The organism is Shewanella sp. N2AIL, from assembly GCF_022690845.1.
In the GTDB taxonomy this organism is placed as follows: domain Bacteria; phylum Pseudomonadota; class Gammaproteobacteria; order Enterobacterales; family Shewanellaceae; genus Shewanella; species Shewanella baltica.
Genome location: NZ_JALBYT010000026.1, coordinates 46,706 through 72,079 on the forward strand (window position 1 = coordinate 46,706; position 25,374 = coordinate 72,079).

Sequence of the window (25,374 nt, forward strand, 5' to 3'; positions counted from 1 at the left end):
CAGAAATAGAACCAAGTCATTTGGTTCTATTTACTGAGGAGTATGGAGAATTAACTAAGAGTGGTCGACTAGCTGGGAATAAAATTAGCTTGGATTAACCAGAGTGATCTCATCGCCTAAGTGGATCATGGCATCATTTAATACTCGGCAGGTTACACCGCCTCGCCAATCTGGCGTGAGCGCGGCCTCTAAACCGACATGTGCTATTTCCATTTTTTTACAGGGGTCGGTCTCACCCGTGATTTCAAGTCGTAACTCACCGATATGCAAATGTTTACCAACATCGGCACTGCTAAATACGAGATCATCAACGAGCAGATTTGCTCTGCGAGTCGTCCAAGGTAAATCAACCTCGATACTATGGCAGGCCTGTTGCCACTGAATTTTAGAAAGCACAGTGACTTGGCGTTTGCCTGGGCGACCAAACACATCTTTCTCTACACCACTGAGTTGGGTGACATTGGCACAGAGAACTTCATTCATTGGGCCGCGTTTTACAGTTTTATAGGCAATCGCCAGCAGTTTTGGCATAGTTTCTCACATCCGTTGTTTTATGATTAAGTCGTTAACGATACGACTTAAAGTCCTTTTTTGATCAAATATTGATATGGCGTTTGCGTGGTTTCACTGGCAATTAAGGTGTGATCCATAAACTCACAAAAGCTCGGAATATCGCGCGTCGTCGCAGGGTCATCGGCAATGATCAGCAGTGTCTCGCCAGCAGCCATTTGTCTTACGGTTTTACGCACCATCATTACAGGCTCTGGGCAGCGTAAACCAAGAGCATCGAGTCTATGCTGTGCGGTTGAGAAAGCGTCGTTCATATTACCTCTACTGAACGGTTAAGCAGAATTAGCTAATGTTACTCCAGCCCCCATGATAAACCAAGTTGGCGGTTTCAATTTGTGATCTAGTTTTATTGATGTGTTCTATCAATACGAATGTTAGATATTTAATGTTCCACGTGGAACATGATAACGAATGGGTTTAAAAATTACTCGACGGCTTTATCAACGCTTTGAGATTGAGAGATTGAATGGACATCAGCGGTACTATTCTCAGGTGCTAAATCATTTGCTGCCGCCATAGTTTGTTGCTGCTGTTTGGACGCACGTTTGTAGCTATACATTCGCTGATCGGCTTTATGAATTAAGCTATTGGCTTCTTCGTACTCATAGGGTCCAGTATCAATAATGCCAAAGCTTAAGGAAATATTGTTTAAACTGAGTTTTATTTTTTGATTGAATCGAGTGATGAAATTATCCCGAGCTTGTTCTTCACGGCAGTTAGGCATGATGATACAGAACTCATCTCCACCATATCGAAAGCAATGATCCTCGGCACGGGTGATTTCTTTAATCGCTTTTGCTACAGCACGCAGTACTTCATCCCCTGATCTATGGCCTTGGGTGTCGTTGAATGACTTAAAATCATCTACGTCTAAGTAGATCACGCTGACGGGTTCGGCACGCCTTTGGGCAGCCCTGAGTATGCGCGTTGCCGTTTCTTGTAAATGCCTAACGTTGAGCAGGCCTGTTAAGGGATCGGTTTGCGACAGTTCTTCTAACTGCTGTGTCCGCTCTTTGACTTTGCTTTCCATGCTTTGGGCATATTTTTCGGCTTTATCCTTAGCGTTCTCAATCTCGGATACTAAGCTGCGAATATAAGTATCGAATACTAACGTGACATCAAACAGCACCAGTTTATCAATCGCGACACGGATACATTCGCCTTGATGTGTATCTTGCACTGAACAGTTGATCACGGCGTAGATAAGCTCTTTTAGTGTGTGTACCGCAGACAGGTAAAGCTTAGGCTCAACACCAATGCGTTTATGGACCAACCCAATCCGCAGGCGATTGTTTACGTACTCAAGATCATAAACACCATTAAATAAATCGAGCACATATCTTCTCTGTGCGGTACGTAAGCGTGCAAGGGTGTCTGAGTCTCCGATCAGCAGCGCAATTTCTGACACGCTGGTTTGTAAGCCATAAAAGTCATCGACGATTTTATCTATGTTTTCTTCAATGATGGGCTTAAAGGATTGCAGGGCCTTTACGTCCGCCCCAGTAAAAGAGAAGAGCGCCTTACGAGACTCGATCTCCAGCTCAGTGATCCGCATTTGTTCGAAAAGGGTCTGTTCCGTTTGTAGCATCAGGCATTCCTCTTGTAAAACAACGAATTGCATCCTTGCACTACACTGCCTAGATTTGGCTGATGATTGCTTGCCTGTTGTCGTCCACAATAGCCAGTGATGCCCTTGTAGTTAAGTTGATAACGGACTGATTTTCAAATGAACAGCAGAAGAAATGAGAAATATTAATATTTACGCTGGCAGAATATTTGGCATAAAAAAGCCGGAACAAGTTCCGGCTTTGAAATTATTCGAGTAACGAATTAAACGCGTTCGAATACAGTTGCAATACCTTGGCCTAAACCAATACACATGGTCGCTAACCCTAAGGTCGCGTCTTTGTCTTCCATCAAGTTGATCAGCGTCGTAGAGATACGAGCGCCTGAACAACCCAGTGGGTGACCTAGTGCTATCGCGCCGCCGTTGAGGTTGATTTTGTCATCAACTACATCTGCTAAACCTAAATCTTTCACACAAGGTAAAGACTGAGCAGCAAACGCTTCGTTAAGTTCAATCACATCTAAATCGGCAACGGTAATACCGGCACGAGCTAGTGCTTTTTGCGTGGCTGGCACTGGGCCGTAACCCATAATAGCCGCGTCACAACCTGCAACCGCCATAGAGCGAATACGTGCACGAATTGGTAAGCCAAGTGCACGCGCTTTAGATTCTTCCATGATCAACATGGCTGAGGCGCCATCAGACAGTGCAGAAGAAGTACCAGCAGTTACAGTACCGTTTACTGGATCAAACACGGGACGCAGTGCAGCCAAAGATTCCATTGTGGTTTCTGGGCGGATCACTTCGTCTTGCAGGACTTTAATTAAGGCGCCGTTAGCATCGTGACCTTCAATGCCATAGATTTCCTTAGCAAAGCGGCCTTCAACCGTTGCAGCATAAGCGCGTTGGTGTGAACGTACCGCAAAAGCATCTTGCTGTTCACGGGTAATACCGTGCAGTTTACCCAGCATTTCAGCCGTTAAACCCATCATGCCAGAGGCTTTTGCCACGTTGTTAGCAAGACCTGGGTGGAAGTCGACACCATGGCTCATTGGCACGTGGCCCATGTGTTCTACGCCACCAATAATAAAGGTGTCGCCCATGCCAGTCATAATCGCACGTGCAGCTTGATGGATAGCATCCATTGATGAACCACATAGGCGGTTAACCGTCACAGCGCCAGCGGTCTTTGGAATGCCCGCTAATAGCGAAGCGTTACGGGCGATGTTGAAGCCTTGCTCTAGGGTTTGTTGCACACAACCCCAAATCACGTCTTCAATCAGGTTTGGGTCGAGTTGCGGGTTACGTAGCAACAGACCTTTCATTAATTCGGCAGACAGAGTTTCTGCACGCACATTACGAAATACTCCAGCCTTTGAGCGGCCCATCGGAGTACGGATGCAGTCTACGATAACAGCTTGTTTCATGATTAAATTCCTTTCCCGCTAATTAGGCTTGGTAGTAGCTACCGTTATTGGCTGCTAATGTGCGCATCGCATCAGTGACTTGATACAGACCGCCCAAGTGAGCGTACTTGTCTGCTAAGGCGACAAAGTTCGCGACACCCATGGTATCCAAGTAACGGAACACGCCGCCTCTGAATGGCGGGAATCCTAAGCCATAAACTAGGCCCATATCCGCTTCGGCAGGCGATGCGACAATACCTTCTTCTAAACAGCGCACGGTTTCGATGATCATAGGGATCATAGTACGGGCAATAATGGCATCGGCTTCAAAGGCTTTTAACTCGCCAAAGGCATCTTTCAATAGGCCGTAGCTCGTTGGATCGACATCTTTCTTCGGCTTGCCACGGCTATCGACTGAATAGACATAGAAACCTTTGCCATTTTTCTGGCCAAGACGTTTGTTCTCAAACATCACATCAATCGCGTCAGTGCCTGATTTACCCATGCGATCAGGGAAACCTTCAGCCATAACAGCTTGGGCGTGATGACCTGTGTCTAAACCGACTACGTCGAGCAGGTAAGCTGGACCCATTGGCCAACCGAATTGTTTTTCCATCACTTTGTCGATTGCAGCAAAGTCGCCACCTTCGGCAAGTAAGCCGTTAAAGCCTGCAAAGTAAGGGAAGAGTACGCGGTTAACGAAGAAGCCGGGGCAATCATTAACAACGATTGGGGTCTTGCCCATTTTGCTGGCATAAGCCACAACAGAGGCGATGGTTTCTTCAGAGCTGTGTTCGCCACGGATAACTTCGACCAACGGCATTTTGTGCACTGGGTTGAAGAAATGCATACCGCAGAAACGCTCAGGTTTCTTCATGCTCTTAGCGAGCAAGTTGATTGAAATTGTTGAAGTGTTTGACGCGATAATTGCATCTTCACTCACATAGCCTTCAACTTCGGCTAAAACCTGTGCTTTGATTTTTGGATGTTCAACAACGGCTTCAACGACAACATCACTGTGTTTAATCGCGGCATAATCTAACGAAGGCGTGATGTTGTTCAGCACTTTGGCCATTTTTTCTGGCGTTGAACGGCCACGGGCTACTTGGGCAGACAGCAGTTTAGCGGCTTCATTGAGGCCTAAATCTAATGCTGGCTGGGCAATGTCTTTCATGACAATCGGTGTGCCTTTACTGGCGCTTTGGTAAGCGATGCCGCCGCCCATAATGCCTGCGCCTAATACGGCCGCGTTGTTGACTTCTTTTGCTAACTTGCCGGCTTTCTTCGCTTTACCTTTAACAAATTGATCATTAAGGAAAATACCGATAAGTGCCTTAGCTACGTCAGTTTTAGCCAGCTTGATAAAGGCTTGATGTTCGATTTGTAATGCTTCAGCACGACCTTTAGTCGATGCTTGCTCAATCACGCTTACAGCAGCCATTGGTGCAGGGTAGTGTTTACCCGCAACCGCAAACACCATGCCTTTGGCTGTGGTGAATGACATCATAGCTTCAAGTTTTGGCAGTGTTAGTGCAGACAGTTTACGGTTACGACGTGCTTGCCAATCCAGCTTTTCAGCAACAGCATCTTTGAGCATTTGAATCGCAGCAGCTTCTAACGCTTGTGGTGTAACCACGGCATCAACAGCGCCGACTTTCAGTGCATCTTCAGCGCGTTGGTCTTTACCTGTGGTGATCCACTCAAGTGCGTTATCTGCACCAATCACACGTGGCAGACGAACCGTGCCGCCAAAACCTGGGATGATGCCGAGTTTAGTTTCAGGTAAACCGATTTTGGCTGTGGTGTCTGCGATACGGAAATCGGTTGCCAGAATGGTTTCACAGCCGCCACCTAAGGCAAAGCCTTTGATTGCTGATGCGGTTGGGAAAGGCAAGTCTTCGAGTTTGTTGAAGACTGCGTTAGCTTGTTCAACCCAAGAGAGCAATACGGCGTCATCTTGTGCGAACAGGCCTAAAAATTCGGTAATGTCGGCGCCCACAATAAAGGTATCTTTACTTGAGGTCAGCACTAACGCTTTGATATTGGAATCTTGCTTGATGCTGTCTAATGCCGCATCGAGCGAGGCGAGGGTTTCTCTGTCGAATTTGTTCACCGAACCGGGTGCGTTAAAGCACAGCTTGGCAATATTATCCTCGAGTAACTCAACCTGAATTGTAGGACTTTGGTAGATCATTGCTTGCTTCCTTTTGGCTTAAAAGTGATACCCACCATTATGTGTTGGTGCTAGTACGACTCTCTATCTCACAGCAGCTTCGGCCATCATTTGACCAGTTGTGTGCCAGTGTGCTTCGAAATTCGATAAATTACAACACCCAATTTAAACGACTGTTTAATTTCTTGTCGGCTAGAGTGATTTTTCACCTTTGTGATACACTGCACAGAGTGTAGAACACCTAGAATGCGTTAAATCACTTTGCGGATAAATAGGTCTTTGTGGCTGTTTACCTTAGACGTTTAAACGCTGCAGCCATGCTAGGGTTGAACATAACTCTTAAAGATAATCATGATGTTATCGCTTTAATGTTCTTTGTTCCGCGGCCATGTATTTTAGATTGAGTGACAGTTTAGTGTTTTGATTGAATCTGTTGTTCATGATCAGATTAAGAATATGTGAGCAAATTCGGCTCATATTATTAACTTTTATTCATTGCAGGAGATGACAAATGGATCAGTTGGCTCATCACTATCGTGCCCATATTGCCGAGTTAAACCGTCGAGTCGCAGAGATTTTGTCTCGAGAAGCCTTGTCTGGTTTAGTGATCCATTCGGGTCAGCCGCATCGGATGTTTTTGGATGATATCAATTATCCCTTTAAGGCAAACCCGCACTTCAAGGCATGGTTGCCAGTGCTAGATAATCCGAATTGCTGGTTAGTGGTTAACGGCCGTGATAAGCCGCAGCTGATTTTTTATCGTCCTGTGGATTTTTGGCACAAAGTGTCTGATGTGCCTGATATGTTTTGGACTGAGTATTTCGATATTAAGCTGCTGACCAAGGCTGATAAGGTCGCTGAGTTTTTACCGACAGATATCGCCAATTGGGCCTATTTAGGTGAGCATTTAGATGTGGCCGAAGTGCTGGGTTTTACCAGTCGTAATCCCGATGCTGTGATGAGTTATTTGCATTACCACAGAACCACTAAAACCGAATATGAGCTGGAATGCATGCGCCGCGCGAATCAAATTGCGGTGCAGGGACATTTGGCGGCTAAAAATGCCTTTTATAATGGTGCGAGCGAGTTCGAAATCCAGCAGCACTATTTATCTGCAGTTGGCCAGAGCGAGAATGAGGTGCCCTATGGCAATATCATCGCCCTTAACCAAAATGCGGCGATTTTGCATTACACCGCACTTGAACACCAAAGCCCTGCGAAACGTTTGTCATTTCTTATCGATGCGGGCGCGAGTTACTTTGGCTATGCCTCTGATATCACCAGAACCTACGCATTCGAGAAAAATCGTTTCGATGAATTGATCACTGCGATGAACAAGGCGCAGCTAGAGCTTATCGACATGATGCGTCCGGGTGTGCGTTATCCCGATTTACACTTGGCCACCCATGCTAAAGTCGCGCAAATGCTATTGGATTTTGATTTAGCCACAGGTGATGCCCAAGGTTTGGTCGATCAAGGCATAACCAGTGCTTTCTTCCCACATGGCTTAGGCCACATGTTAGGTCTACAAGTGCATGATGTTGGCGGCTTCTCCCACGATGAACGCGGTACTCATATCGCGGCGCCAGAGGCACATCCATTCCTACGTTGCACCCGCATTTTAGCGCCAAACCAAGTGCTTACCATGGAACCTGGGTTATACATCATCGATACTCTGCTCAATGAACTTAAACAAGATAGCCGTGGCGAACAGATCAACTGGCAAACGGTTGATGAGTTAAGACCTTTTGGCGGTATTCGTATCGAAGATAACGTCATAGTGCATCAAGATAGAAACGAGAACATGACCCGTGAACTCGGTTTGACCGATTGATCATAGGGTAAAGATTAGGGCGGATGTGTGCTCGAAAGTTATAGCGTTCCCTGTGAAGATATCGTGATTGAAGAAGAGATAAAGCATAGCCGCTTTATCTCTTTTCTCTTTCATTGCGATAGCTTTGATAAATTTAAGTTAGTACTCACTGACATAAAGCGTGACTATCCCGGCGCAAGCCATTATTGCTCTGCTTTTGTGGCTGGCGCACCGGATGATAGCGTCTTGATTGGTTCGAGTGATGACGGCGAACCTGCCGGCAGTGCTGGTCGCCCTATGTTAGCTGTGTTGCAAGGGGCGAATATCGGCGAAGTGGGTGCTGTTGTGGTGCGTTATTATGGCGGCACTAAGCTAGGCGTTGGTGGGCTGGTTCGGGCTTATACGTCAGGCTTACGGCAAGGTCTGGTTCAATTGCCGACACGACTAAAACAGTTACGTTATCCCGCCAAGTTGCATTGTGATTATGCGCAGCTGCGCGATGTTGAGCATCTATTACAGCAAGTCGATGCCGTGATAATCGATAAGCAATTTGCTGAAGCGGTCGATATTGTGTTCGAGATAGGCAGGCAGCAACAGGCATTACTGTGTGAGTCGCTGGCGACGCTCAGTCAGGGAAGTTTGAGGCCTGAGTTTGAGCTGTGATGCCTGCGTAAATTATGCCAAAATAGCCCAAATGCTGAAAATACCTTTGCAGCCAATGGAATGATTGAACTCGCTTAATGCAATATAAAACCATAATACGAATCATAGGGCTGCTGATTGGTTTATTTTCAATCACTATGCTGCCACCAGCACTGATCGCTGTTTGGTATAACGATGGCGGCGGCACGGCGTTTATGCAGGCATTTTTTGTCAGCCTATTTATTGGTTTCTGGCTCTGGTATCCCAATCGCCACTGTAAAGAAGAATTGCGTACCCGAGAGGGTTTCTTGATTGTGGTCCTGTTCTGGACCGTACTGGGTTCTATCGGTGCTTTACCGTTTATCTTCTCGAGTCAACCCGACCTCAGTTGGACCGATAGTTTCTTCGAATCTTTCTCTGCGTTAACCACCACCGGAGCCACAGTGATTGTCGGGCTCGACTTCTTACCTAAAGCCATTCTGTTTTATCGCCATATGCTGCAATGGCTCGGCGGTATGGGGATTATTGTGCTCGCCGTGGCGATTTTACCTGTGCTTGGCGTAGGGGGAATGCAGCTCTATCGCGCTGAAATTCCGGGCCCAGTGAAAGACAGTAAGATGACACCGCGGATCGCCGAAACAGCTAAGGCACTGTGGTATATCTATTTATTGCTAACTATTTCCTGTGCGACCGCTTATTGGCTGGCGGGCATGAGTGTGTTCGATGCGGTTTGCCATTCATTTTCAACTATCGCTATTGGCGGTTTTTCGACCCATGATGCTAGCATGGGATATTTCGATAGCTCAGTGATTAACCTTATTTGTGTGTTCTTTTTAATCGTTTCTGCGGTTAACTTTAGCGTGCATTTTGCGGCATTTTCGCGGCGAGGAATTAACGTTAGAGTGTATTTTAAAGATGCCGAATTTAAGATGCTGGTGGCGATTCAACTCATTCTTACCGCGATTTGTTTCCTCACGCTTTATCATTCGGGCATTTATGATTCGCCGGAAGAAACCTTAGATCATGCCTTATTTCAGGCGGTTTCCGTGGCCACTACCGCAGGGTTTGGTACTGAAAGCTTCCACATGTGGCCGCTGTTTTTACCTATTTTATTGATATTTTCGAGCTTTATCGGTGGCTGTGGTGGCTCAACTGCGGGTGGGATTAAGGTGATTCGGGTCATTTTGCTGCTGTTACAGGGCTCGCGCGAATTAAAGCGACTGGTTCATCCTAAGGCGATGTTCTCTATCCGTATCGGTTCTAAAGCCTTGCCCGATCGCGTTGTCGATGCCGTGTGGGGATTCTTCTCTGCCTATGCGCTGGTGTTTGTGATCTGTATGCTTGCACTCATGGCGATGGGATTAGATGATATTACCGCCTTTAGTGCTACCGCGGCTTGCTTAAACAACTTAGGCCCAGGCTTAGGTGCGGTAGCCAGTAACTACGCCAGTATTGGCGATGGCGCCAAATGGGTATTGGTCGTGGCTATGCTGTTTGGTCGCCTCGAAGTATTTACCTTACTGATTTTGTTTACGCCAACTTTTTGGAAGAATTAATCATGCAGACGTTAATAATATATTCGACGATTGATGGCCAAACATTGGCAATTTGCCAAAAAATGAAGACGATTGCAGAGCAGGCGGGAGAACAGGTTGCTCTGGTTACATTAGAGCAGGCTGAAGCGTTGAGCTTAGCTGATTTTGATAAAGTGCTGATCGGCGCCAGTATTCGTTATGGTAAGCATAGACCTGAACTTTACCAGTTTGTGAACCGCCACCATGCGGTGCTCGATACTAAGATTAATGGCTTTTTTACCGTTAATGTCGTGGCGCGCAAACCCTTAAAGAATACGCCTGAAACCAATCCTTATATGCAAAAGTTTCTGCAGCTTTCACTATGGCAGCCACAGTTGCTTGAAGTGTTTGCGGGCAAGATTGATTATCCTAAATACGGTTTCTTCGATCGCACTATGATACGTTTCATTATGTGGATGACTAAAGGGCCAACCGATATCACAGGCACCTTTGAGTTTACCGATTGGGAAAAAGTCGACGCCTTCGGTAACCGCTTTAGCCAACACTAAAAATCATTAAGCCCTAATCACTTGCAAGCGATTAGGGCTTAAATTTAAGCTAGCTTTACCGTGTTACACTGCGCAGTAGCGGCTATGCAGAATCGAAATCACTTGGGTGACTTGTTCGTTCTTGAGCTTGTAGTAAACAATTTGCGAGCTCTTACGGGTATCCACCAGATCTTCAGCGCGTAATACGGCTAAATGCTGGGATAGTGCCGACTGGCTTAATGGCACAGTGGCATTGAGTTCAGTTACGCTCAACTCTTTGTCTAGTAATAGGCACAAAATCATTAGGCGATAAGGGTTCGCTATGGCCTTAAGCCATTTAGCCGCACTTTCCGCATTAGTTACCATTGCAGCTACATCTATGTCATTTTGCATAAGGTCACTCACTTCATCGCTTTTGATTAGATAATTCTAATTGAACACCTGTGTTTACGCAATCATACTGCTCAGCCATGCAGATCTCAATTTTTGCATCTCAGAATATGAGATACGGCTGATTTGTGATCCTATCAGAGGTTTATTTAACGTAATCTTGCCACAATGGTGACATTAACTCAGTGGATCGGTAATTCCCTATGACACGCGTTCTCGTACTTTATTTTACCCGTGGTGGCCACACAGCCAAGATTGCCAATGCAATTGCCGACCAATTAACCTTTCGTGGCGCTAAGGTCGATCTCGTTGATATCAATAGTGCTGCCGCAACTTGTATCAATTGGCCCGATTACGAGGTTGTCGCCTTAGGTGCCTGCGTACTCTATGGCACCTATGATAAGAGTGTGTTCAAGTTTATCGAGCAGCATGCAGAGGCTTTGGGTGCATTACCAAACAGTTTCTTCTGCATCAACGTGGTAGCGAGAAATCCAGAAAAACGTATTCCTGAGAATAATAAATATCTGCAAAAGTTCATCGCTTTATCGCCGTGGACGCCAGCCGATCTTAAAATTATTGCGGGGAAAGTGGATTATCCTTCATGGCCTTGGTACGACAGGTGGATGATCCAGTTGATTATGAAAATGACCAAAGGCCCAACCGATCCTAAGTCTGTTATCGATTACACCGACTGGGCAGATGTGAAGGTCTATGCCGATCATCTGCTTGAATTAGTCGACGTTACCGCTATTTAGGACGAGTCAGGCTTAATAGAAAAGGCGCATAACAAGTTAAGCGCCTTTTTAATATTCAAGCTTTACAGAATTAATACTTCCAGAAACTCGGGTGGAATAACACTGCTACGGTCAGAATTTCTAAACGACCGAGTAACATGCCGAGTGACAACGCCCATTTCGCCACGTCGGGTAGGGTTGAGAAGTTACCCGCAGGGCCAATAATCGGCCCTAAGCCAGGACCTACGTTCGTGACTGCCGTGATAGCGCCAGTAAAACTGGTCATAGGGTCGAGCCCCGTGAGCACTAAAATCACCGACAAGCCTACAATCACCATTACAAACAACAGCACGAAAGTGATCAGCGAGCGCACGATATCTTCACTGATGATGCGATTGTTGTAGCGTTCCCTAAAGATTCCGTTTGGATGACATTGCTGTTTCAATTGCTCACGCATAATGGCGCCAGCAATTTGAAACCGGAAGATTTTAATCCCGCCAGAAGTTGAGCCAGAGCAGCTACCGACAAACATTAAGAACATAAAGGCGATGTTGGCAAAGGCGCCCCAAGCACCGTAATCCGTTAAGCCATAACCTGTGGTGGTCACCACAGAAACTACGTTAAAGCTGGATAAACGCAGCGCATCGAGGAGTTCAATATCGCGGGTTTGCCACAGCCAAAAGCCAATAGAACAAGACACGAAGGTCAGGAAAAACAAGAAGCCTTTGACCTGAGCATCGTTCCAAATGCGCAGATCCCTTTGCTGTATGGTGTGCACAAACATGAGTAGCGGTAAACCACCCGCCGCCATAAAGAACACGCCAACCCAGTGAGCCGAGTGGGAGAACGCGGCCATTGAGCTATCAGATGTTGAGTAGCCGCCGGTCGATAGGGTGGTCATGGCATGGTTGATGGCTTGAAACCAAGTCATTCCCGCCAGATGATAAGCAACGCAGCAGGCAACAGTTAGCAAAATATAAATAAAGAATAAGTACTTAGCCATGCTCTGGGTGCGTGGTACGGCTTTATCGCTCCAATCGGACGATTCAGTGCGGAACAGCCGCATACCACCGACGTTCAAGAAGGGCAGAATGGCCACCGCCATCACAATAAAGCCAATCCCGCCAAGCCACTGCAATAAAGAGCGCCAGATTAAAATGCTGTGATCCATGGTATCCAACCCCGAGAGCACAGTAGAACCTGTGGTCGTGATGCCGGACATAGTTTCAAAGAAGGCGTCGGTATAACCAATCCCGTGATACAAGGTAAAGGGCATGGCCGCAAACAGGCTCACGATCAACCACGTCAAGCTGGTCAGCAGGAACATATCGCGGATATTGAGGTTAATGGCTTTGCTCTGGCCATTGTGTAAACACAAGCTGGCACTAATGCCTGTCACTAACGCCGACAGCATGAAAGAGCCCACGGTTTCCTCGGCATTAAACACGGCGAGGAGCAGTGGGATCAACATGAAGGCTGTCAGCATGGACAAAAACAGCCCTAAAATAAACAATAGTGGTCTAAAGTTCAGCATAAGTTGGCTTACTTAGGTTCTTAGAAGAAGAAAGCACTTGGTTGGAAAAGCTTCTCGACTTCGCCGACAAACTTTTTATTCACTAGGAATAAGATCACGTGATCCCCTTGCTCTATCACGGTTTTGTCGTGGGCCATTAATACTTCGTCGTTGCGGACAATAGCACCAATGGTGGTTCCCGGTGGCAACTTAATATCACCAATGGCTTTGCCAACGACTTTAGACGTGCTGGCATCTCCATGGGCAATGGCTTCAATTGCCTCGGCGGCGCCGCGACGTAGGGAGTAAACGTTACAGATATCACCTTGGCGGATATGGGTTAACAGTGCCGAAATGGTGGCTTGTTGGGGTGAGATAGCAATATCGATGTTAGCTTCTTGGACGATATCGACATAGGCTTCGCGCTGGATCAGCACCATGACCTTTTTTGCGCCCATACGCTTTGCCAGTAATGCTGACATAATATTGGCTTCATCGTCATTGGTCACCGCAATAAATACGTCGGTTTGATCTATGTGTTCTTCGAGCAGTAATTCTTGATCCGAAGCGTCACCGCAGAACACGGTAGTATTTTCCAGTTGCTCCGATAGGGCTTCAGCGCGCTCATACTTGTGCTCAATCAGTTTAACTGAGTGGGTACGCTCAAGGCGTTTGGCTAAACCTAAGCCTATGTTACCGCCACCGGCGATCATAATGTTGCGGTAGGAGTTATCGAGCTTTTGCATTTCGCTCATCACAGCGCGAATATGGCGACTGTCGGCGACGAAGAATACTTCATCATCGGCTTCGATAATCGTGGTACCGCGAGGCATGATAGGGCGGCCTTGGCGGAAAATTGCCGCAACCCGGGTATCAATATTTGGCATGTGTTCGCGCAGTGCCGCTAACGCATTACCTACCAGTGGACCACCATAATAGGCACGAACGGCCACTAGACTTAGCCGTCCTTCGGCAAATTCGAGCACTTGCAGTGCGCCGGGATATTCAACGAGTCGTTGGATGTAAGCGGTCACTAACTGTTCAGGGGCGATTAACTCATCGATCACGAAGCCGCCGCGGGGGCGGCCGTCGCTATTTTTGGTTTCACTGTCGATAAAAAGTTTATCGCGCATCGCCAGATAAGGTTCTGAGCGAATACGGGCAATTTTTGTTGGTGTGCCGAAGAGGGTGTAAGCAATTTGGCAGGCGGCCATGTTGCATTCATCGCTATTGGTTACCGCGATCAGCATGTCGGCATCTTCTGCGCCTGCTTCTCTAAGTACGTCTGGATGGGCCGCATGGCCCGCCACAACGCGAAGGTCATATTTATCTTGCAGGGCGCGTAGTCGGGATTTGTCACTATCTACAATAGTGATGTCATTATTCTCACCGACCAAGTTCTCGGCCAAGGTTCCCCCGACTTGACCCGCACCTAATATGATAATTTTCATGGCCTTGCTTACTTCCTAATCGGTCGCTTTTAATAAACGGGCGTAATAGAACCCATCCATATTGTCTTGTCCTGGCGTGATTTGCCAACCTATATCCTGTGGCGAATGTTGCTGGGAGAGTGTGTCTAGCTTAGCATCTGTGGTTCTGGCCAAAAATGCACTGATCTGGTCGCGGTTTTCCTGCGGTAAAATCGAGCAAGTAGCATAAAGCAGCGTGCCACCGGGTTTGAGCCACTTCCAGCAATGATCGAGAATTTGCTGTTGTAGTTCAGCCAGTTCTTCGATGTCATGGTTTTTACGTAACCATTTGATATCGGGATGGCGGCGGATCACTCCCGTGGCCGAGCATGGCGCGTCCAGTAAGATACGATCAAATTGTCCACCTTGCCACCATGAGTCAATATTGGCCGCATCGCCATGGATAAGCTCCGCTTTTAATGACAAGCGGTCAAGGTTCTGTTGCACCCGCTCGAGACGTTTAGCATCAAAGTCGACGGCAACCAGTTTAATGCTTGGCTCAAGTTCGAGTAGATGACAGCTTTTACCACCGGGCGCAGCGCAGGCATCGAGGATTAATTCATTCGCTTGTGGTGCCAGTAATGTCGCCGCCCACTGCGCCGCGCCATCTTGCACTGAGGCGGCACCTTCATGGAAGCGTGGCAGTGTGGCAACATCCTTTGGATGCGCTAAAAGAATGGCATCTGCACTGCTGCCTTCACTCGCTTCAATTTCGAGGTCGGCTAAAGCGGCGAGGTATTCGGTACGGCCTTGGGATAAGCGATTATTACGCAGCCACATAGGTGGGCGTTCATGGCTTTGTTGAATGATGTCTTGCCATTGCTCGGGATAGGCTTCTTTTAAGCGCTTAATCAACCAAGCGGGTGTGTTGTAGCTTAAGGTATCTGACTCAGTGCTGAGCGGCGAAAGCTGGCGCTGAATGTTGCGCAGTACACCGTTAACGACCTTAACCATGCCTTCAAACTTTAACTGGCGACAGGCTTCGGCGGTTTCTGAAATCGCGGCGTGGCTTGGAATGCGAGTGAAGTAAAGTTGATAGCAACCTATGATCAGCAACTGGTGGATAATCCTTTGCTTACCTTTGAGTGGTTTCGCTAGGCATTCACTGATGCGTTTCTCTATTTGTGGCAGAGTGCGCATCACGCCGTAACAGAGTTCGGCGAGTAGGGCTTTATCTTTGCCGCTGGCAAGGTGCTTTTGTTGATCGGGCAATGCCACTGAGAGTGACACGCCTTTTTCTAATACTTCGAAGATGGCTTTCGCAGCCAGCGCGCGCAAGTTCATACTATTGTGCCTCGTTGGCGAGGCGAGTATTCGGACTAAACCATTCACCTCGAGCATTGAGAATATCGGCAACATTGAGCGGCTTTTTCCCTGGCAGCTGCATACTTAGCAGGGTCAATACGCCGTCGGCAGTGGCGACTTCTATGCCTTTTTTGCTGGCGCTGATAATAGTGCCCGGAGCGGCTGTGCTGGTGGTTTCGCTGACTTGGGTCTGCCACACTTTAATGGTATTGCCTTGGTGCTCAAAGTAACTCACTGGCCAAGGATTAAAGGCACGGACTTCTTGCCAGAGTTGTTTGGCAGATTTATTCCAATCGAGTCTGGCTTCTTCTTTACTGAGTTTTTCTGCGTAGTTCGCTAAAGCTTCATCTTGTTTTTCAGCGGCTAAGGTGCCGTTTGCTAGACCTTCGAGGGCTTGCAATAGGGCAACAGGACCTTGTTCCGCCAATTTCTCGTAAAGGCTGGCTGAGGTGTCGCTATCTTCAATCGGCAGAGTGGTTTTCAGTAGCATATCGCCGGTATCTAAACCCACATCCATCTGCATAACGGTCACGCCGGTTTCTTTGTCGCCGGCCCAAAGTGCGCGTTGGATCGGTGCGGCACCACGCCAGCGTGGCAAAATAGAACCGTGAACGTTAATACAACCTAGACGCGGCGTATCTAATACGACTTTTGGCAGGATCAGACCGTAGGCAACCACCACCATGATATCGGCATTCAGCGCGGCAAGTTCTTGTTGCGCGGGTTCTTTACGTAATGAACCAGGTTGATACACAGGAATATTGTTGGCGACGGCGAGTTCTTTTACTGGGCTGGCGGTCAGTTTCTTGCCGCGGCCAGCGGGTCTATCGGGCTGAGTGTAAACGCCAATCACATTGTGGTGTGAGTTCAACAGTGCTTGTAAGTGGCGAGCGGCAAAATCCGGTGTTCCGGCAAAGATGATGTTGAGTGGTTTCAAATCTGATCCTATGCTTCTTTGGCGTCCAATCGGGCCGCTTTTTCAAGTTTTTGTTTGATCCGCTGACGTTTTAGCGGCGACAGATAATCGACAAACAATTTGCCTTTGAGGTGATCCATTTCGTGTTGAATACAGATAGCAAAAAGCTCATCGGCCTCAACAATAAATTCGTTGCCGTGCCTGTCTAAGGCTTTTACCGTAACAAATTCGGCGCGATCGACTTTGGCATAAATGCCTGGCACCGACAGGCAACCTTCTTCATTGCAGAAGTCGCCGCTGCTGGCGATAATTTCGGGATTAATAAACACTTTAGGTCGTTCGACTTCATCTTGTAAGTCCATGACAATAAGTTGTTTATGGTAATCCACTTGGGTCGCGGCCAGACCGATACCTTTTTCTTGGTACATGGTTTCGAACATATCATCAATTTGAGTTTGCAGCTCGGCATTAAACTCTGTGATGGGTGTGGCTTGTGTCCGCAATCTTTCGTCAGGAAATTGTAATACTTTTAATTGTGCCATACATAAACTCTTAACAAGTCTGTCAAATCTCTGCCAGTTAGTTATACTGACTGATGCTAATGGGTTAATTTTAATCTTTAGTGCCTATCAATAACAGTAAAAGCTCAAACTAAGAGCCAAACAACATGGAAATACCCATGAAACGGTTAATTTTACTCGCGTTAATGACATTCAATTGCACGTTTGTTGCCGCCGATACCCTTACGCTGAAAGCGGGGCATCCTGAGTCATATGTGGTGAAAAAGGGCGATACTCTTTGGGATATCTCCGCAGCGTTTCTAAATGATCCATGGAAATGGCCACGTCTTTGGGATGTAAACCCACAGATTGCCAATCCCCATCTTATTTATCCTGGCGATCAACTCACACTCGTGTTTGTCGATGGTCAGCCTCGGCTTGTGCGCAACGGCGACATGGTTGACAGTGCTAAACCCCATGTGAAGAAGAGTCCTGAAGGACGGATCATTGCTAAGAGCAATGCGATTCCTGCCGTCGACTTGGCCTTAATTGAACAGTATTTAGTGCAGAATCGCGTTGTCGCAACCGACTGGCTTGCCGAGCAACCTATGGTATTGGCAGGTGAAAGCCCATCGCGTCACCATATTGTGGGTGATGTGATTTATATCGATGCTGAACTGCCGATAAATCAAAAGTACGGTGTTTACGAACGTGGTCGCGAGTTTTTCAATAAAGCCTCAGGCGAAGCGATAGGACAAGAGGCCATTTTAGCCTCAACTGGGCAAGTGGTTGAGTCTGGTAAGGTTTCAAAAATTAAGTTGTTAACCAGCTTTCGTGAAACCAAAGCGGGTTTCAGAGTCATGCCGATGGAAAGTGATTCCTTGATGTCAGCTTACTTCACCCCAAAACCGGCAGAGTTAAAGACGCCAGCCGTCGTGCTTGCAATCGAATCAAAGATGCGTGAAGCGGGTAAGTTAGATGTGGTGTACTTAGATAAAGGCACCCAAGATGGGGTTGAGCCCGGAGTCGTGTTTTCTATTTACCGTGATGGTGAAGTCATCGTCATCAACAATGATGGTATGCCAGTGCCTGCCACTGAGCGCACCGCCTACGATAACTTAATGGCATCTGTCTCATCGGATCGCGCTATTCAAATGCCAGATATCTATCATGGCAAACTGTTGGTGTTCAAAGTATTCGACAAAGCGAGCTTAGGTTTGATTGTCTCCACCGAGCGGCCTGTGCGTGTCGACGATAAGTTAATTGCCCCTGAGTCTTTAGCCTTAAGAGGTCAGTAATATCTGAACATTTGGTCGATTGGTTAGTTGTTTGCGCTGTATCTGGGCTGGGACCCGCTCGGATCCAACAATTATTAACGCACATGGAAGTGGACGACCTCAGGCAAAGGTTAGAGCACGAGAGAGAAGCGCTACCTTTATCTGACCATCTGCTCCATAGTCTTGCTATTGATTATCAAAAAGTCGATGTCGCCCTCGAATGGCAGCAGCAAGCAGCTGACAATTATCTTGTTTGTTTCTCCGATCCGCTTTATCCGCCGTTATTAAAACAACTCTCAGATCCGCCCGTGGTTCTGTTCGTTAAAGGTTGTTTGGAGGCGTTAGCCCTTCCTTATCTTGCAATTGTCGGCAGTCGTAATGCTTCACCTGGCGGATTGCAGGTCGCTTATCAGCTGGCTGCGGAGATGTCCTCAATGGGATTTGGTATCTGCAGCGGTATGGCGATGGGGATTGATGGCGCTGCCCATAAAGCCTGTGTTGAACATCAAGGGCGAACTGTTGCTGTGCTCGGGACTGGTATTGAGACTGTTTATCCACGAAAACATCGGCAGCTTTATCATGATATTCAGCAGCAAGGCTGTATACTTAGCGAGTTTTGGCCAGATGTCGGTCCCTTTGCGGGGAATTTCCCGAAACGAAATCGGATTATTAGCGGTCTTTCTTTAGGGACTCTTGTGGTTGAAGCCTGTCGTAAAAGCGGTTCTTTAATCACAGCTAGGTTGGCGATGGAGCAAGGGCGTGAGGTATTTGCCGTTCCGGGCTCAATCTTGGGCGGTTACCATCAAGGCTGTCATGATTTATTACGTGATGGGGCAAAACTTGTGGAAACAGCCGCCGATATAGTGGAGGAGTTGGCAAGTTTAACCGCTTACCACCTTGAAGAATTGAAGTTATGCCACCATATACAGCAAGGCGAGATTTGTAATTTGCCATTTTCGTCTCTGTTAGCTAGTGTAGGTTATGAAACTACATCCATTGATGCAGTAGTTGAACATAGTGGGAAAACGATAGATCTGGTGTTAGAACAAATGCTTGAACTTGAGTTGCAAGGTTGGGTGATTGCAGTACCCGGTGGTTACGTCAGAGTAAAGAGGAGCTAGCCATGTTTGATATCCTCATGTATCTATTTGAAAACTATGTTCACAGTGAAGTTGAACTACTAGTTGATGAAGACGAGTTAACCAAGGAACTCACTCGTGCCGGATTTCATCAATCCGAGATTTTAAAAGCGTTAACTTGGTTAGAGCGCTTAGCAGAATTACAAGAAGGGGATAAACCTTATCTTTGTAATCACGATCAGCATTCGTTTCGTATCTATACAAAGGACGAAATGGACAAGCTGGATGTGGAATCCCGCGGTTTCTTGCTGTTTTTAGAGCAAGTTAAAGTGCTGAATGTCGAAACCCGTGAAATGGTAATCGATAGAGTCATGGAGTTGGATGAGCCAACCCTGATTTTAGAAGATCTCAAATGGGTTATCTTAATGGTGTTGTTTAACGCTCCTGGTCATGAGTCCGCTTATGAGCAAATGGAAGATTTAATCTTCGAACAGCCAGAAGGCCGACTACATTCTTAATCGTTGTGAAAGATGAATTATGAGAGAAAGGAGGCTAAGACCTCCTTTTTTGATGCCATAAATTCCTTGATGGCACTGCGCTTGATATCCTAATGCGCTACGACAGGTGGTGAATGATTATGTCTAAGATTGATGAACAATTATTTAGTGCCCACGAACACGCACTGGAAAAAGAATACGAACTTTGCCCTGAATGTGGCAGCGAGTTATCGGTCAAACACAGTAAGCACGGCGGTTTTATTGGCTGTAATAATTACCCTAGCTGTAATTACACTCGTCCCTTAGTTCAGCACGAATCCATTGAAACTCAAGTGATTGAAGGTTCTGTATGCCCTGAATGTGGCCACGAGCTGGCGGTAAAGTCTGGTCGATTTGGGATCTTTATCGGTTGCACTCAATATCCTAGCTGCACACACATTGAAAAACAGGATCAAGCGGGTGACAAGCCTGACATCCCTTGCCCAAAATGCAAAACGGGTAAACTGGAGCACAGAACGAGCCGCTTCGGAAAGAGTTTTTATGCCTGCAGCGCTTACCCTAAGTGCAAGTTTATTGTGAATTATCCTCCGGTTGCTGAAGCTTGCCCTAGCTGTGGTTTTGGGATCTTAGTCGAGCGTAAAGGTGCGGCGGGGATGCGTTTAGAATGTCCGCAAAAAACCTGCAAGTACAAGCGCCCCTTGTAGCGAGGCCATTGCATAATATTTGTTGCCTTAGTGCGGCTTGAGTATAATCCCCAACCGACCGTTAGATGGGGCGGCGAAGATTCGGGTAATGACAAAAACTGATAAGACGCATAAGGTGATTTGATAATGTTGCAGCTACACCCATCCGATATAAAAGACATCATTCTTCAAGGTGGCGTTATCGCTTATCCAACCGAGGCGGTTTATGGCCTTGGTTGCGACCCAGATAACGACACTGCTATCCAAAAGTTATTGGCGGTAAAACAGCGCCCATGGCAGAAAGGACTGATCTTAGTCGCCAGTGATTTTCAGCAGCTTTTAGCTTATGTTGATAAATCGCAATTAACGGCTGAGCAGCTCGAATTTGCATTTTCCAAGTGGCCAGGGCCTTTTACCTTTGTTATGCCAATCAAAGCGCATGTTTCAAAATACCTCTGTGGCGAATTTGACTCTATCGCAGTGCGAGTGTCGGCCCATGCTGGGGTACAAGCCCTGTGCCGCGCGCTTAATAAACCTTTAGTGTCGACCAGTGCTAACCTTGCAGGTGAAGATCCCGCATTAACTGCCGCTGAAATCCTCGCTGATTTTACCGGTAAAATCGATGCACTGGTATTAGGCGAACTCGGCGAACAACGTCAGCCCTCGACCATTATCGATGCACGAAGCGGCAAAATTTTACGAAATGGACAATGAGCAAACCAATAATAAGGATAACAAGATGAGTGTGCCTGATGCTGCAGTGGTAAAAGCGTTTTTACTCGATTTACAAAACCGAATTTGTGCCGGTTTACAGGCTCTGGATGGCCAAGCAAGGTTTGCCGCCGATTCATGGACCCGCGCCGAAGGCGGTGGTGGCACGAGCCGAGTATTAACCCAAGGTGCAGTATTCGAGCAAGCTGGGGTTAACTTTTCCCATGTGACTGGCGCCGCTATGCCGGCGTCGGCAACGGCGCATCGCCCAGAACTGGCGGGTCGCAGTTTTGAGGCTATGGGTGTGTCTTTAGTGATCCATCCTAACAATCCTTATATCCCGACGACTCACGCCAATGTGCGCTTCTTCATCGCTCAAAAAGAGGGTGCTGATCCTGTGTGGTGGTTTGGCGGTGGTTTTGACTTAACGCCTTATTATCCATTTGAAGAAGATGTGCGCGAGTGGCACCAGACGTCTAAGGATATTTGTGCGCCTTTCGGGGATGAGGTTTATCCCAAGTATAAGAAATGGTGCGATGAGTATTTCTTCCTGCCGCATCGTAATGAAACCCGCGGTGTGGGCGGACTGTTTTTCGATGACTTGAATCAAGCAGGATTCGATCAAAGCTTTAGCTTTATGCAAGCCGTGGGCAATGGCTTCTTAACGGCCTATGCGCCGATTGTTGAGCGTCGTAAAGATACTGAGTTCGGTGAGCGTGAGCGTCAGTTCCAACTCTATCGCCGTGGTCGTTATGTTGAGTTCAACTTAGTCTACGACAGAGGCACGCTGTTTGGTCTGCAGACAGGTGGACGTACCGAGTCTATCTTAATGTCGATGCCGCCATTAGTGCGTTGGCAATATGCTTATACACCAGAGGCGGGAAGCCCAGAGGCAGATTTGTACGATAACTACCTCAAACCCCGCGACTGGGTTTAGCCGTTAATCATAAAAAGTGGATGCCATATCCACTTTATTGATTACGCATATGATCGGCCAGAGTTGAAATCGCCTCAAAAATGGCGGCTCGATGCTCTGGCTTTTTAATATTCTCTTCAATCGCAAACTTCATACAAAACAGCCATTGATCGCGCATTGCCTCATCAATATCGACATGCATGTGTCGTGCTCGCAATGCGGGATGACCATATTTTTGCTGATAAAGCTGCGGTCCACCGAGCCAACCACTTAAAAATTCAAACAACTTCTGCTCTGACTCCGCAATGGGCGCCCTATGAATGGCAAGCAGTGTTGTCGTCTCTGTTGAGCTTGCCATTTTCTGATAAAAACATTTAGTGATCGCGCGGATCACCTTCTCGCCGCCGATTAAGTCATAGGCGTTAGATTGACTCGGATCGCGATCATCCTGCGGCGGAGTGTGTTTACTAAAAATCTTTTTAAGCCAGTTCATTGGAATAGTCGTTCACTAAAGTAGAGTGTATTGAGCCGATGGCGCATTATAGCGTGAAACCTAGCGTGAAATTTAGTTGAGCATAATTCGTCTTGCGTGGGCTCAAAAGCGCGGTAGACTGCAAAGCCATCGAACCTAAAATTTCATATCGCAATGACAGACAGATACGCAGTGTTTGGCAATCCAATTAGCCACAGTAAATCGCCGTTCATCCATGGACAATTTGCCGCGCCCACCCAAGAGTCATTAACCTATGAAGCCATTCTTGCTCCGGTCGATGGTTTTGAAGCCTCATTGACGGCGTTTTTCAATGCGGGCGGCAAGGGCGCCAATGTGACAGTGCCTTTTAAGGAGCAAGCTTTTGCGCTGTGTGACAGTATTAGCCCAGAAGCCAAACTCGCTGGCGCAGTCAACACCTTAAGTTTATTGGCCGATGGCACTATTCGCGGTGATAACACCGACGGCTTAGGGCTGGTGGCCGATCTCATCGCTAACTTAGGTAGCTTGCAAGATAAGCGCGTGTTAATCATTGGCGCTGGTGGCGCGGCGCGCGGTTGTATTCTGCCGTTATTAAATGCGGGAATTGCGCAGCTGACCATCAGCAATCGCACTCACGCAAAGGCGCAGCATTTGGTCGATATCTTTACTTCTGTGGATAACGGCGCTTACGCGAGTAAAGTCACCGCCGTAGAAATGAGTGAGCTTGCGGGCGAGTTCGATATCATCATCAATTCAACCTCGGCTAGCCTTGCGGGCGAGTTGCCACCTTTGCCAGCACATATCATCACCACCCAAACCGTTTGTTATGACATGATGTATGGCGCCTCGGTCACCGCGTTTAACCAATGGGCACTCTCCCAAGGTGCTGCGAGAGTCATTGATGGGCTAGGTATGTTAGTCGGACAAGCGGCTAAGAGTTTTACCTTATGGCGAGGTGTTGAGCCCGACACCAAAGTGGTGTTGACGCTTTTGCGGGACAAACTAATGGCAGAGCCTAAGTAGGAAGCATGAATCAAAGTATTCTTTTCCCCGATCTGCAATATTGGGACGATGCCCAAGGGCAAATCTGTTTTATGGCGCAATCGCAGGGGATGAACATCAAGTGCTATATCAGTGCTGCTAAATTACGTGAGCTGAATGATTTCTCTGAACAGCCGAGCACCGATGAAGCGGCTGCTATGCTGGCATTGTTTGATGCGGTGAGATTTGACGCCGAAGAAATGGCAGAAGACTTAATCGAAGCCGAAGAGTTTGATGAGTTTGGCGCAGTTCGCTTAGGCTAGCTTCATCGCGAGTTTCAGTGGACCAGTTTTTGAATCAATAAATAGCAAAAGGCGACAGAGACTGAATGAGTCTCTGCCGCCTTTCTTATATAGCGATACTAAGCGACTAACGCTAACTGACTAGATGTTTTGTAACTCAACTAAGTACTCGTTTTTCAGTCTGACATAGTTGTCGGCAGATTCTGGCAAAAAGGCAATTTCGGCAGGTGTTAATGGACGAGCCTGCTTAGCTGGGCTGCCTACATATAAATAGCCGCTCTGTAATACCTTGCCCGGTGGCACTAAAGAGCCCGCACCTAAGATCACATCATCTTCTAAAATCGCACCGTCAAGAATAATCGCGCCCATGCCCACTAATACTCGGTTACCGACTTTGCAACCGTGAAGCATCGCCTTGTGACCAATAGTCACATCATCACCAATAATCAGTGGATGACCATCGGGACGAGCAGCTGACTTACGCGTCACATGCAATATGCTACCGTCTTGCACATTAGAGCGCTTACCAATACGAATATGGTTAACATCACCACGCGCCGCCACCATAGGCCAAATACTGGCATCAGTATCTAACGCAATATCGCCAACAAGCACCGAAGCTTCATCTACATACACATTATTGCCTAATTGAGGATGAATACCTTGGTAAGTTCTGAGTGGCCCTGACATAGAAAAGTCCCTAATTGAGTGGTTTTTTGCATTATAAAGGTTAAAAACTAGCTGGTCAGGTCAAATATCCAACGAACAGTGAGAAAATGACAATTATCTTAAAAATAGGGGTTGCGCACTTTCTCAATCTCCCTATAATGCGCATCCACTGACACGGCAGACAGCGAAAGCAAGCTGACGAGTTAGGTTGAATTGAATGGCTTACTCTCTGTTGAGAATGGCAATTAATTCAATCGCAGCAAGAATTTGAAAAAACTCCTTGACGCGAAACGGGAAATGCGTAGAATACGCAGCCCTAGCCAACTGGAAGCGTTCGGCGCTCAGTGTGGTACTCAAGTTCTCTTACGAATATTGAGTTGCTCTTTAACAAGATAAAACAAGAAATCTGTGTGGACACTCACAGGTGTTGAGTTAATCGAAACTGCTTAACCTTAGGGTTGGTAGTCAAAGAATTAAATCAATGATGAAGAGTGTTCATAGCAATATGTACAGTTTGTTTCAGCCCTTCTTTTATAAGGAGTGCGAGAAACAAAAAAAATCAGAATTCATTGAGCCGCTGAAGTCGTAAGACGGAAGCAAAAAACTTTAATTGAAGAGTTTGATCATGGCTCAGATTGAACGCTGGCGGCAGGCCTAACACATGCAAGTCGAGCGGCAGCACAAGGGAGTTTACTCCTGAGGTGGCGAGCGGCGGACGGGTGAGTAA

General features: G+C 47.1%; 26 protein-coding genes and 1 rRNA gene. 14 read left to right on the forward strand and 13 right to left on the reverse strand.

Going from position 1 to position 25,374, the window contains the following annotated elements:
• Positions 1–84: 84 nt before the first annotated feature.
• The 5 genes from MO387_RS15175 to fadB form a co-directional block, all read right to left on the reverse strand.
• On the reverse strand, positions 85–531 hold the full coding sequence (locus MO387_RS15175) for an MOSC domain-containing protein (RefSeq protein ID WP_107946143.1): 447 nt from the start codon (positions 529–531) through the stop codon (positions 85–87).
• Positions 532–578: 47 nt separating this feature from the next.
• Positions 579–824: a sulfurtransferase TusA gene (tusA, locus tag MO387_RS15180; RefSeq protein ID WP_006083810.1), complete on the reverse strand. Its 246-nt coding sequence runs from the start codon at positions 822–824 to the stop codon at positions 579–581.
• Between the two features lie 170 nt (positions 825–994).
• Positions 995–2,158, reverse strand: a complete 1,164-nt coding sequence (locus tag MO387_RS15185) for a diguanylate cyclase (protein WP_006083809.1) — start codon at positions 2,156–2,158, stop codon at positions 995–997.
• Positions 2,159–2,400: 242 nt separating this feature from the next.
• Entirely contained in the window at positions 2,401–3,564 is a 1,164-nt protein-coding gene (fadA, locus tag MO387_RS15190; protein WP_006083808.1) for an acetyl-CoA C-acyltransferase FadA, read from the reverse strand.
• A gap of 22 nt (positions 3,565–3,586) precedes the next feature.
• Positions 3,587–5,737, reverse strand: a complete 2,151-nt coding sequence (fadB, locus tag MO387_RS15195; protein WP_107946144.1) for a fatty acid oxidation complex subunit alpha FadB — start codon at positions 5,735–5,737, stop codon at positions 3,587–3,589.
• A gap of 490 nt (positions 5,738–6,227) precedes the next feature.
• On the opposite strand from fadB, the gene pepQ reads away from it, so the two are divergent.
• From pepQ to hemG (MO387_RS15215), 4 genes are all read left to right on the forward strand, one after another.
• Positions 6,228–7,550 carry a Xaa-Pro dipeptidase gene (pepQ, locus tag MO387_RS15200; RefSeq protein WP_107946145.1) on the forward strand — a complete coding sequence of 441 codons (1,323 nt, stop codon included), beginning with the start codon at positions 6,228–6,230 and terminating at the stop codon, positions 7,548–7,550.
• A 27-nt stretch (positions 7,551–7,577) separates the two neighbouring features.
• Positions 7,578–8,192, forward strand: coding sequence for a YigZ family protein (locus MO387_RS15205; protein ID WP_071939879.1), 615 nt, complete (start codon positions 7,578–7,580; stop codon positions 8,190–8,192).
• Positions 8,193–8,269: 77 nt separating this feature from the next.
• Positions 8,270–9,727 carry a TrkH family potassium uptake protein gene (locus tag MO387_RS15210; protein WP_107946146.1) on the forward strand — a complete coding sequence of 486 codons (1,458 nt, stop codon included), beginning with the start codon at positions 8,270–8,272 and terminating at the stop codon, positions 9,725–9,727.
• 2 nt (positions 9,728–9,729) lie between these two features.
• On the forward strand, positions 9,730–10,254 hold the full coding sequence (gene hemG, locus MO387_RS15215; protein ID WP_107946147.1) for a menaquinone-dependent protoporphyrinogen IX dehydrogenase: 525 nt from the start codon (positions 9,730–9,732) through the stop codon (positions 10,252–10,254).
• A gap of 63 nt (positions 10,255–10,317) precedes the next feature.
• Here the strand turns inward: hemG (MO387_RS15215) and MO387_RS15220 are convergent, their stop codons facing one another.
• The gene (locus tag MO387_RS15220; RefSeq protein WP_006083802.1) at positions 10,318–10,626 is read right to left on the reverse strand and encodes a metalloregulator ArsR/SmtB family transcription factor; all 309 of its coding nucleotides are present in this window, start codon (positions 10,624–10,626) and stop codon (positions 10,318–10,320) included.
• A gap of 200 nt (positions 10,627–10,826) precedes the next feature.
• On the opposite strand from MO387_RS15220, the gene hemG (MO387_RS15225) reads away from it, so the two are divergent.
• A complete protein-coding gene (gene hemG / locus MO387_RS15225; RefSeq protein ID WP_107946148.1) occupies positions 10,827–11,378 on the forward strand; it encodes a menaquinone-dependent protoporphyrinogen IX dehydrogenase in 552 nt (183 codons plus the stop codon).
• A 70-nt stretch (positions 11,379–11,448) separates the two neighbouring features.
• On the opposite strand, the gene MO387_RS15230 is transcribed toward hemG (MO387_RS15225), so the two are convergent.
• From MO387_RS15230 to def, 5 genes are read right to left on the reverse strand one after another with little or no spacing between them, the layout of a single operon-like run.
• On the reverse strand, positions 11,449–12,891 hold the full coding sequence (locus tag MO387_RS15230; RefSeq protein WP_107946149.1) for a TrkH family potassium uptake protein: 1,443 nt from the start codon (positions 12,889–12,891) through the stop codon (positions 11,449–11,451).
• Positions 12,892–12,911: 20 nt separating this feature from the next.
• The gene (trkA, locus tag MO387_RS15235; RefSeq protein WP_106648741.1) at positions 12,912–14,321 is read right to left on the reverse strand and encodes a Trk system potassium transporter TrkA; all 1,410 of its coding nucleotides are present in this window, start codon (positions 14,319–14,321) and stop codon (positions 12,912–12,914) included.
• A gap of 15 nt (positions 14,322–14,336) precedes the next feature.
• Positions 14,337–15,623, reverse strand: a complete 1,287-nt coding sequence (rsmB, locus tag MO387_RS15240; RefSeq protein ID WP_107946150.1) for a 16S rRNA (cytosine(967)-C(5))-methyltransferase RsmB — start codon at positions 15,621–15,623, stop codon at positions 14,337–14,339.
• A 1-nt stretch (position 15,624) separates the two neighbouring features.
• Positions 15,625–16,581 (reverse strand): methionyl-tRNA formyltransferase, encoded by a 957-nt coding sequence (gene fmt, locus MO387_RS15245; protein ID WP_107403103.1) that lies wholly within the window; start codon positions 16,579–16,581, stop codon positions 15,625–15,627.
• A gap of 8 nt (positions 16,582–16,589) precedes the next feature.
• On the reverse strand, positions 16,590–17,102 hold the full coding sequence (def, locus tag MO387_RS15250; protein ID WP_006084795.1) for a peptide deformylase: 513 nt from the start codon (positions 17,100–17,102) through the stop codon (positions 16,590–16,592).
• Between the two features lie 125 nt (positions 17,103–17,227).
• On the opposite strand from def, the gene MO387_RS15255 reads away from it, so the two are divergent.
• The 6 genes from MO387_RS15255 (at position 17,228) to hemF (ending at position 22,244) form a co-directional block, all read left to right on the forward strand.
• Entirely contained in the window at positions 17,228–18,358 is a 1,131-nt protein-coding gene (locus MO387_RS15255; RefSeq protein WP_006083795.1) for a LysM domain-containing protein, read from the forward strand.
• Positions 18,359–18,441: 83 nt separating this feature from the next.
• Positions 18,442–19,458, forward strand: coding sequence for a DNA-processing protein DprA (gene dprA, locus MO387_RS15260; RefSeq protein ID WP_199908774.1), 1,017 nt, complete (start codon positions 18,442–18,444; stop codon positions 19,456–19,458).
• A 2-nt stretch (positions 19,459–19,460) separates the two neighbouring features.
• Positions 19,461–19,934 (forward strand): DUF494 family protein, encoded by a 474-nt coding sequence (locus MO387_RS15265; RefSeq protein ID WP_006083793.1) that lies wholly within the window; start codon positions 19,461–19,463, stop codon positions 19,932–19,934.
• A gap of 119 nt (positions 19,935–20,053) precedes the next feature.
• Positions 20,054–20,617 carry a topoisomerase DNA-binding C4 zinc finger domain-containing protein gene (locus MO387_RS15270; protein ID WP_107950094.1) on the forward strand — a complete coding sequence of 188 codons (564 nt, stop codon included), beginning with the start codon at positions 20,054–20,056 and terminating at the stop codon, positions 20,615–20,617.
• Positions 20,618–20,743: 126 nt separating this feature from the next.
• The gene (locus MO387_RS15275; RefSeq protein ID WP_107946152.1) at positions 20,744–21,310 is read left to right on the forward strand and encodes an L-threonylcarbamoyladenylate synthase; all 567 of its coding nucleotides are present in this window, start codon (positions 20,744–20,746) and stop codon (positions 21,308–21,310) included.
• A 25-nt stretch (positions 21,311–21,335) separates the two neighbouring features.
• Positions 21,336–22,244 carry an oxygen-dependent coproporphyrinogen oxidase gene (gene hemF / locus MO387_RS15280; protein ID WP_107946153.1) on the forward strand — a complete coding sequence of 303 codons (909 nt, stop codon included), beginning with the start codon at positions 21,336–21,338 and terminating at the stop codon, positions 22,242–22,244.
• Between the two features lie 34 nt (positions 22,245–22,278).
• On the opposite strand, the gene MO387_RS15285 is transcribed toward hemF, so the two are convergent.
• Positions 22,279–22,716, reverse strand: a complete 438-nt coding sequence (locus MO387_RS15285) for a group II truncated hemoglobin (protein WP_012586348.1) — start codon at positions 22,714–22,716, stop codon at positions 22,279–22,281.
• 153 nt (positions 22,717–22,869) lie between these two features.
• Here MO387_RS15285 and aroE point away from each other — a divergent pair, with 153 nt between their 5' ends.
• Positions 22,870–23,718: a shikimate dehydrogenase gene (gene aroE / locus MO387_RS15290; RefSeq protein ID WP_107946154.1), complete on the forward strand. Its 849-nt coding sequence runs from the start codon at positions 22,870–22,872 to the stop codon at positions 23,716–23,718.
• Positions 23,719–23,723: 5 nt separating this feature from the next.
• On the forward strand, positions 23,724–23,999 hold the full coding sequence (locus MO387_RS15295; protein WP_006083787.1) for a DUF1488 domain-containing protein: 276 nt from the start codon (positions 23,724–23,726) through the stop codon (positions 23,997–23,999).
• 120 nt (positions 24,000–24,119) lie between these two features.
• On the opposite strand, the gene MO387_RS15300 is transcribed toward MO387_RS15295, so the two are convergent.
• Positions 24,120–24,668, reverse strand: a complete 549-nt coding sequence (locus MO387_RS15300) for a gamma carbonic anhydrase family protein (RefSeq protein ID WP_012586351.1) — start codon at positions 24,666–24,668, stop codon at positions 24,120–24,122.
• 586 nt (positions 24,669–25,254) lie between these two features.
• On the opposite strand from MO387_RS15300, the gene MO387_RS15305 reads away from it, so the two are divergent.
• A 16S ribosomal RNA gene (locus tag MO387_RS15305) occupies positions 25,255–25,374 on the forward strand; the annotation flags it as partial.

Bases quoted from the DNA above. Each gene is read 5' to 3' on its own strand.
- MO387_RS15175 (WP_107946143.1), bottom strand. From the start codon at position 531: ATGCCAAAACTGCTGGCGATTGCCTATAAAACTGTAAAACGCGGCCCA.
- tusA (WP_006083810.1), bottom strand. From the start codon at position 824: ATGAACGACGCTTTCTCAACCGCACAGCATAGACTCGATGCTCTTGGT.
- MO387_RS15185 (WP_006083809.1), bottom strand. From the start codon at position 2,158: ATGCTACAAACGGAACAGACCCTTTTCGAACAAATGCGGATCACTGAG.
- fadA (WP_006083808.1), bottom strand. From the start codon at position 3,564: ATGAAACAAGCTGTTATCGTAGACTGCATCCGTACTCCGATGGGCCGC.
- fadB (WP_107946144.1), bottom strand. From the start codon at position 5,737: ATGATCTACCAAAGTCCTACAATTCAGGTTGAGTTACTCGAGGATAAT.
- pepQ (WP_107946145.1), top strand. From the start codon at position 6,228: ATGGATCAGTTGGCTCATCACTATCGTGCCCATATTGCCGAGTTAAAC.
- MO387_RS15210 (WP_107946146.1), top strand. From the start codon at position 8,270: ATGCAATATAAAACCATAATACGAATCATAGGGCTGCTGATTGGTTTA.
- hemG (WP_107946147.1), top strand. From the start codon at position 9,730: ATGCAGACGTTAATAATATATTCGACGATTGATGGCCAAACATTGGCA.
- MO387_RS15220 (WP_006083802.1), bottom strand. From the start codon at position 10,626: ATGCAAAATGACATAGATGTAGCTGCAATGGTAACTAATGCGGAAAGT.
- hemG (WP_107946148.1), top strand. From the start codon at position 10,827: ATGACACGCGTTCTCGTACTTTATTTTACCCGTGGTGGCCACACAGCC.
- MO387_RS15230 (WP_107946149.1), bottom strand. From the start codon at position 12,891: ATGCTGAACTTTAGACCACTATTGTTTATTTTAGGGCTGTTTTTGTCC.
- trkA (WP_106648741.1), bottom strand. From the start codon at position 14,321: ATGAAAATTATCATATTAGGTGCGGGTCAAGTCGGGGGAACCTTGGCC.
- rsmB (WP_107946150.1), bottom strand. From the start codon at position 15,623: ATGAACTTGCGCGCGCTGGCTGCGAAAGCCATCTTCGAAGTATTAGAA.
- def (WP_006084795.1), bottom strand. From the start codon at position 17,102: ATGGCACAATTAAAAGTATTACAATTTCCTGACGAAAGATTGCGGACA.
- MO387_RS15255 (WP_006083795.1), top strand. From the start codon at position 17,228: ATGGAAATACCCATGAAACGGTTAATTTTACTCGCGTTAATGACATTC.
- dprA (WP_199908774.1), top strand. From the start codon at position 18,442: ATGGAAGTGGACGACCTCAGGCAAAGGTTAGAGCACGAGAGAGAAGCG.
- MO387_RS15265 (WP_006083793.1), top strand. From the start codon at position 19,461: ATGTTTGATATCCTCATGTATCTATTTGAAAACTATGTTCACAGTGAA.
- MO387_RS15270 (WP_107950094.1), top strand. From the start codon at position 20,054: ATGTCTAAGATTGATGAACAATTATTTAGTGCCCACGAACACGCACTG.
- MO387_RS15275 (WP_107946152.1), top strand. From the start codon at position 20,744: ATGTTGCAGCTACACCCATCCGATATAAAAGACATCATTCTTCAAGGT.
- hemF (WP_107946153.1), top strand. From the start codon at position 21,336: ATGAGTGTGCCTGATGCTGCAGTGGTAAAAGCGTTTTTACTCGATTTA.
- MO387_RS15285 (WP_012586348.1), bottom strand. From the start codon at position 22,716: ATGAACTGGCTTAAAAAGATTTTTAGTAAACACACTCCGCCGCAGGAT.
- aroE (WP_107946154.1), top strand. From the start codon at position 22,870: ATGACAGACAGATACGCAGTGTTTGGCAATCCAATTAGCCACAGTAAA.
- MO387_RS15295 (WP_006083787.1), top strand. From the start codon at position 23,724: ATGAATCAAAGTATTCTTTTCCCCGATCTGCAATATTGGGACGATGCC.
- MO387_RS15300 (WP_012586351.1), bottom strand. From the start codon at position 24,668: ATGTCAGGGCCACTCAGAACTTACCAAGGTATTCATCCTCAATTAGGC.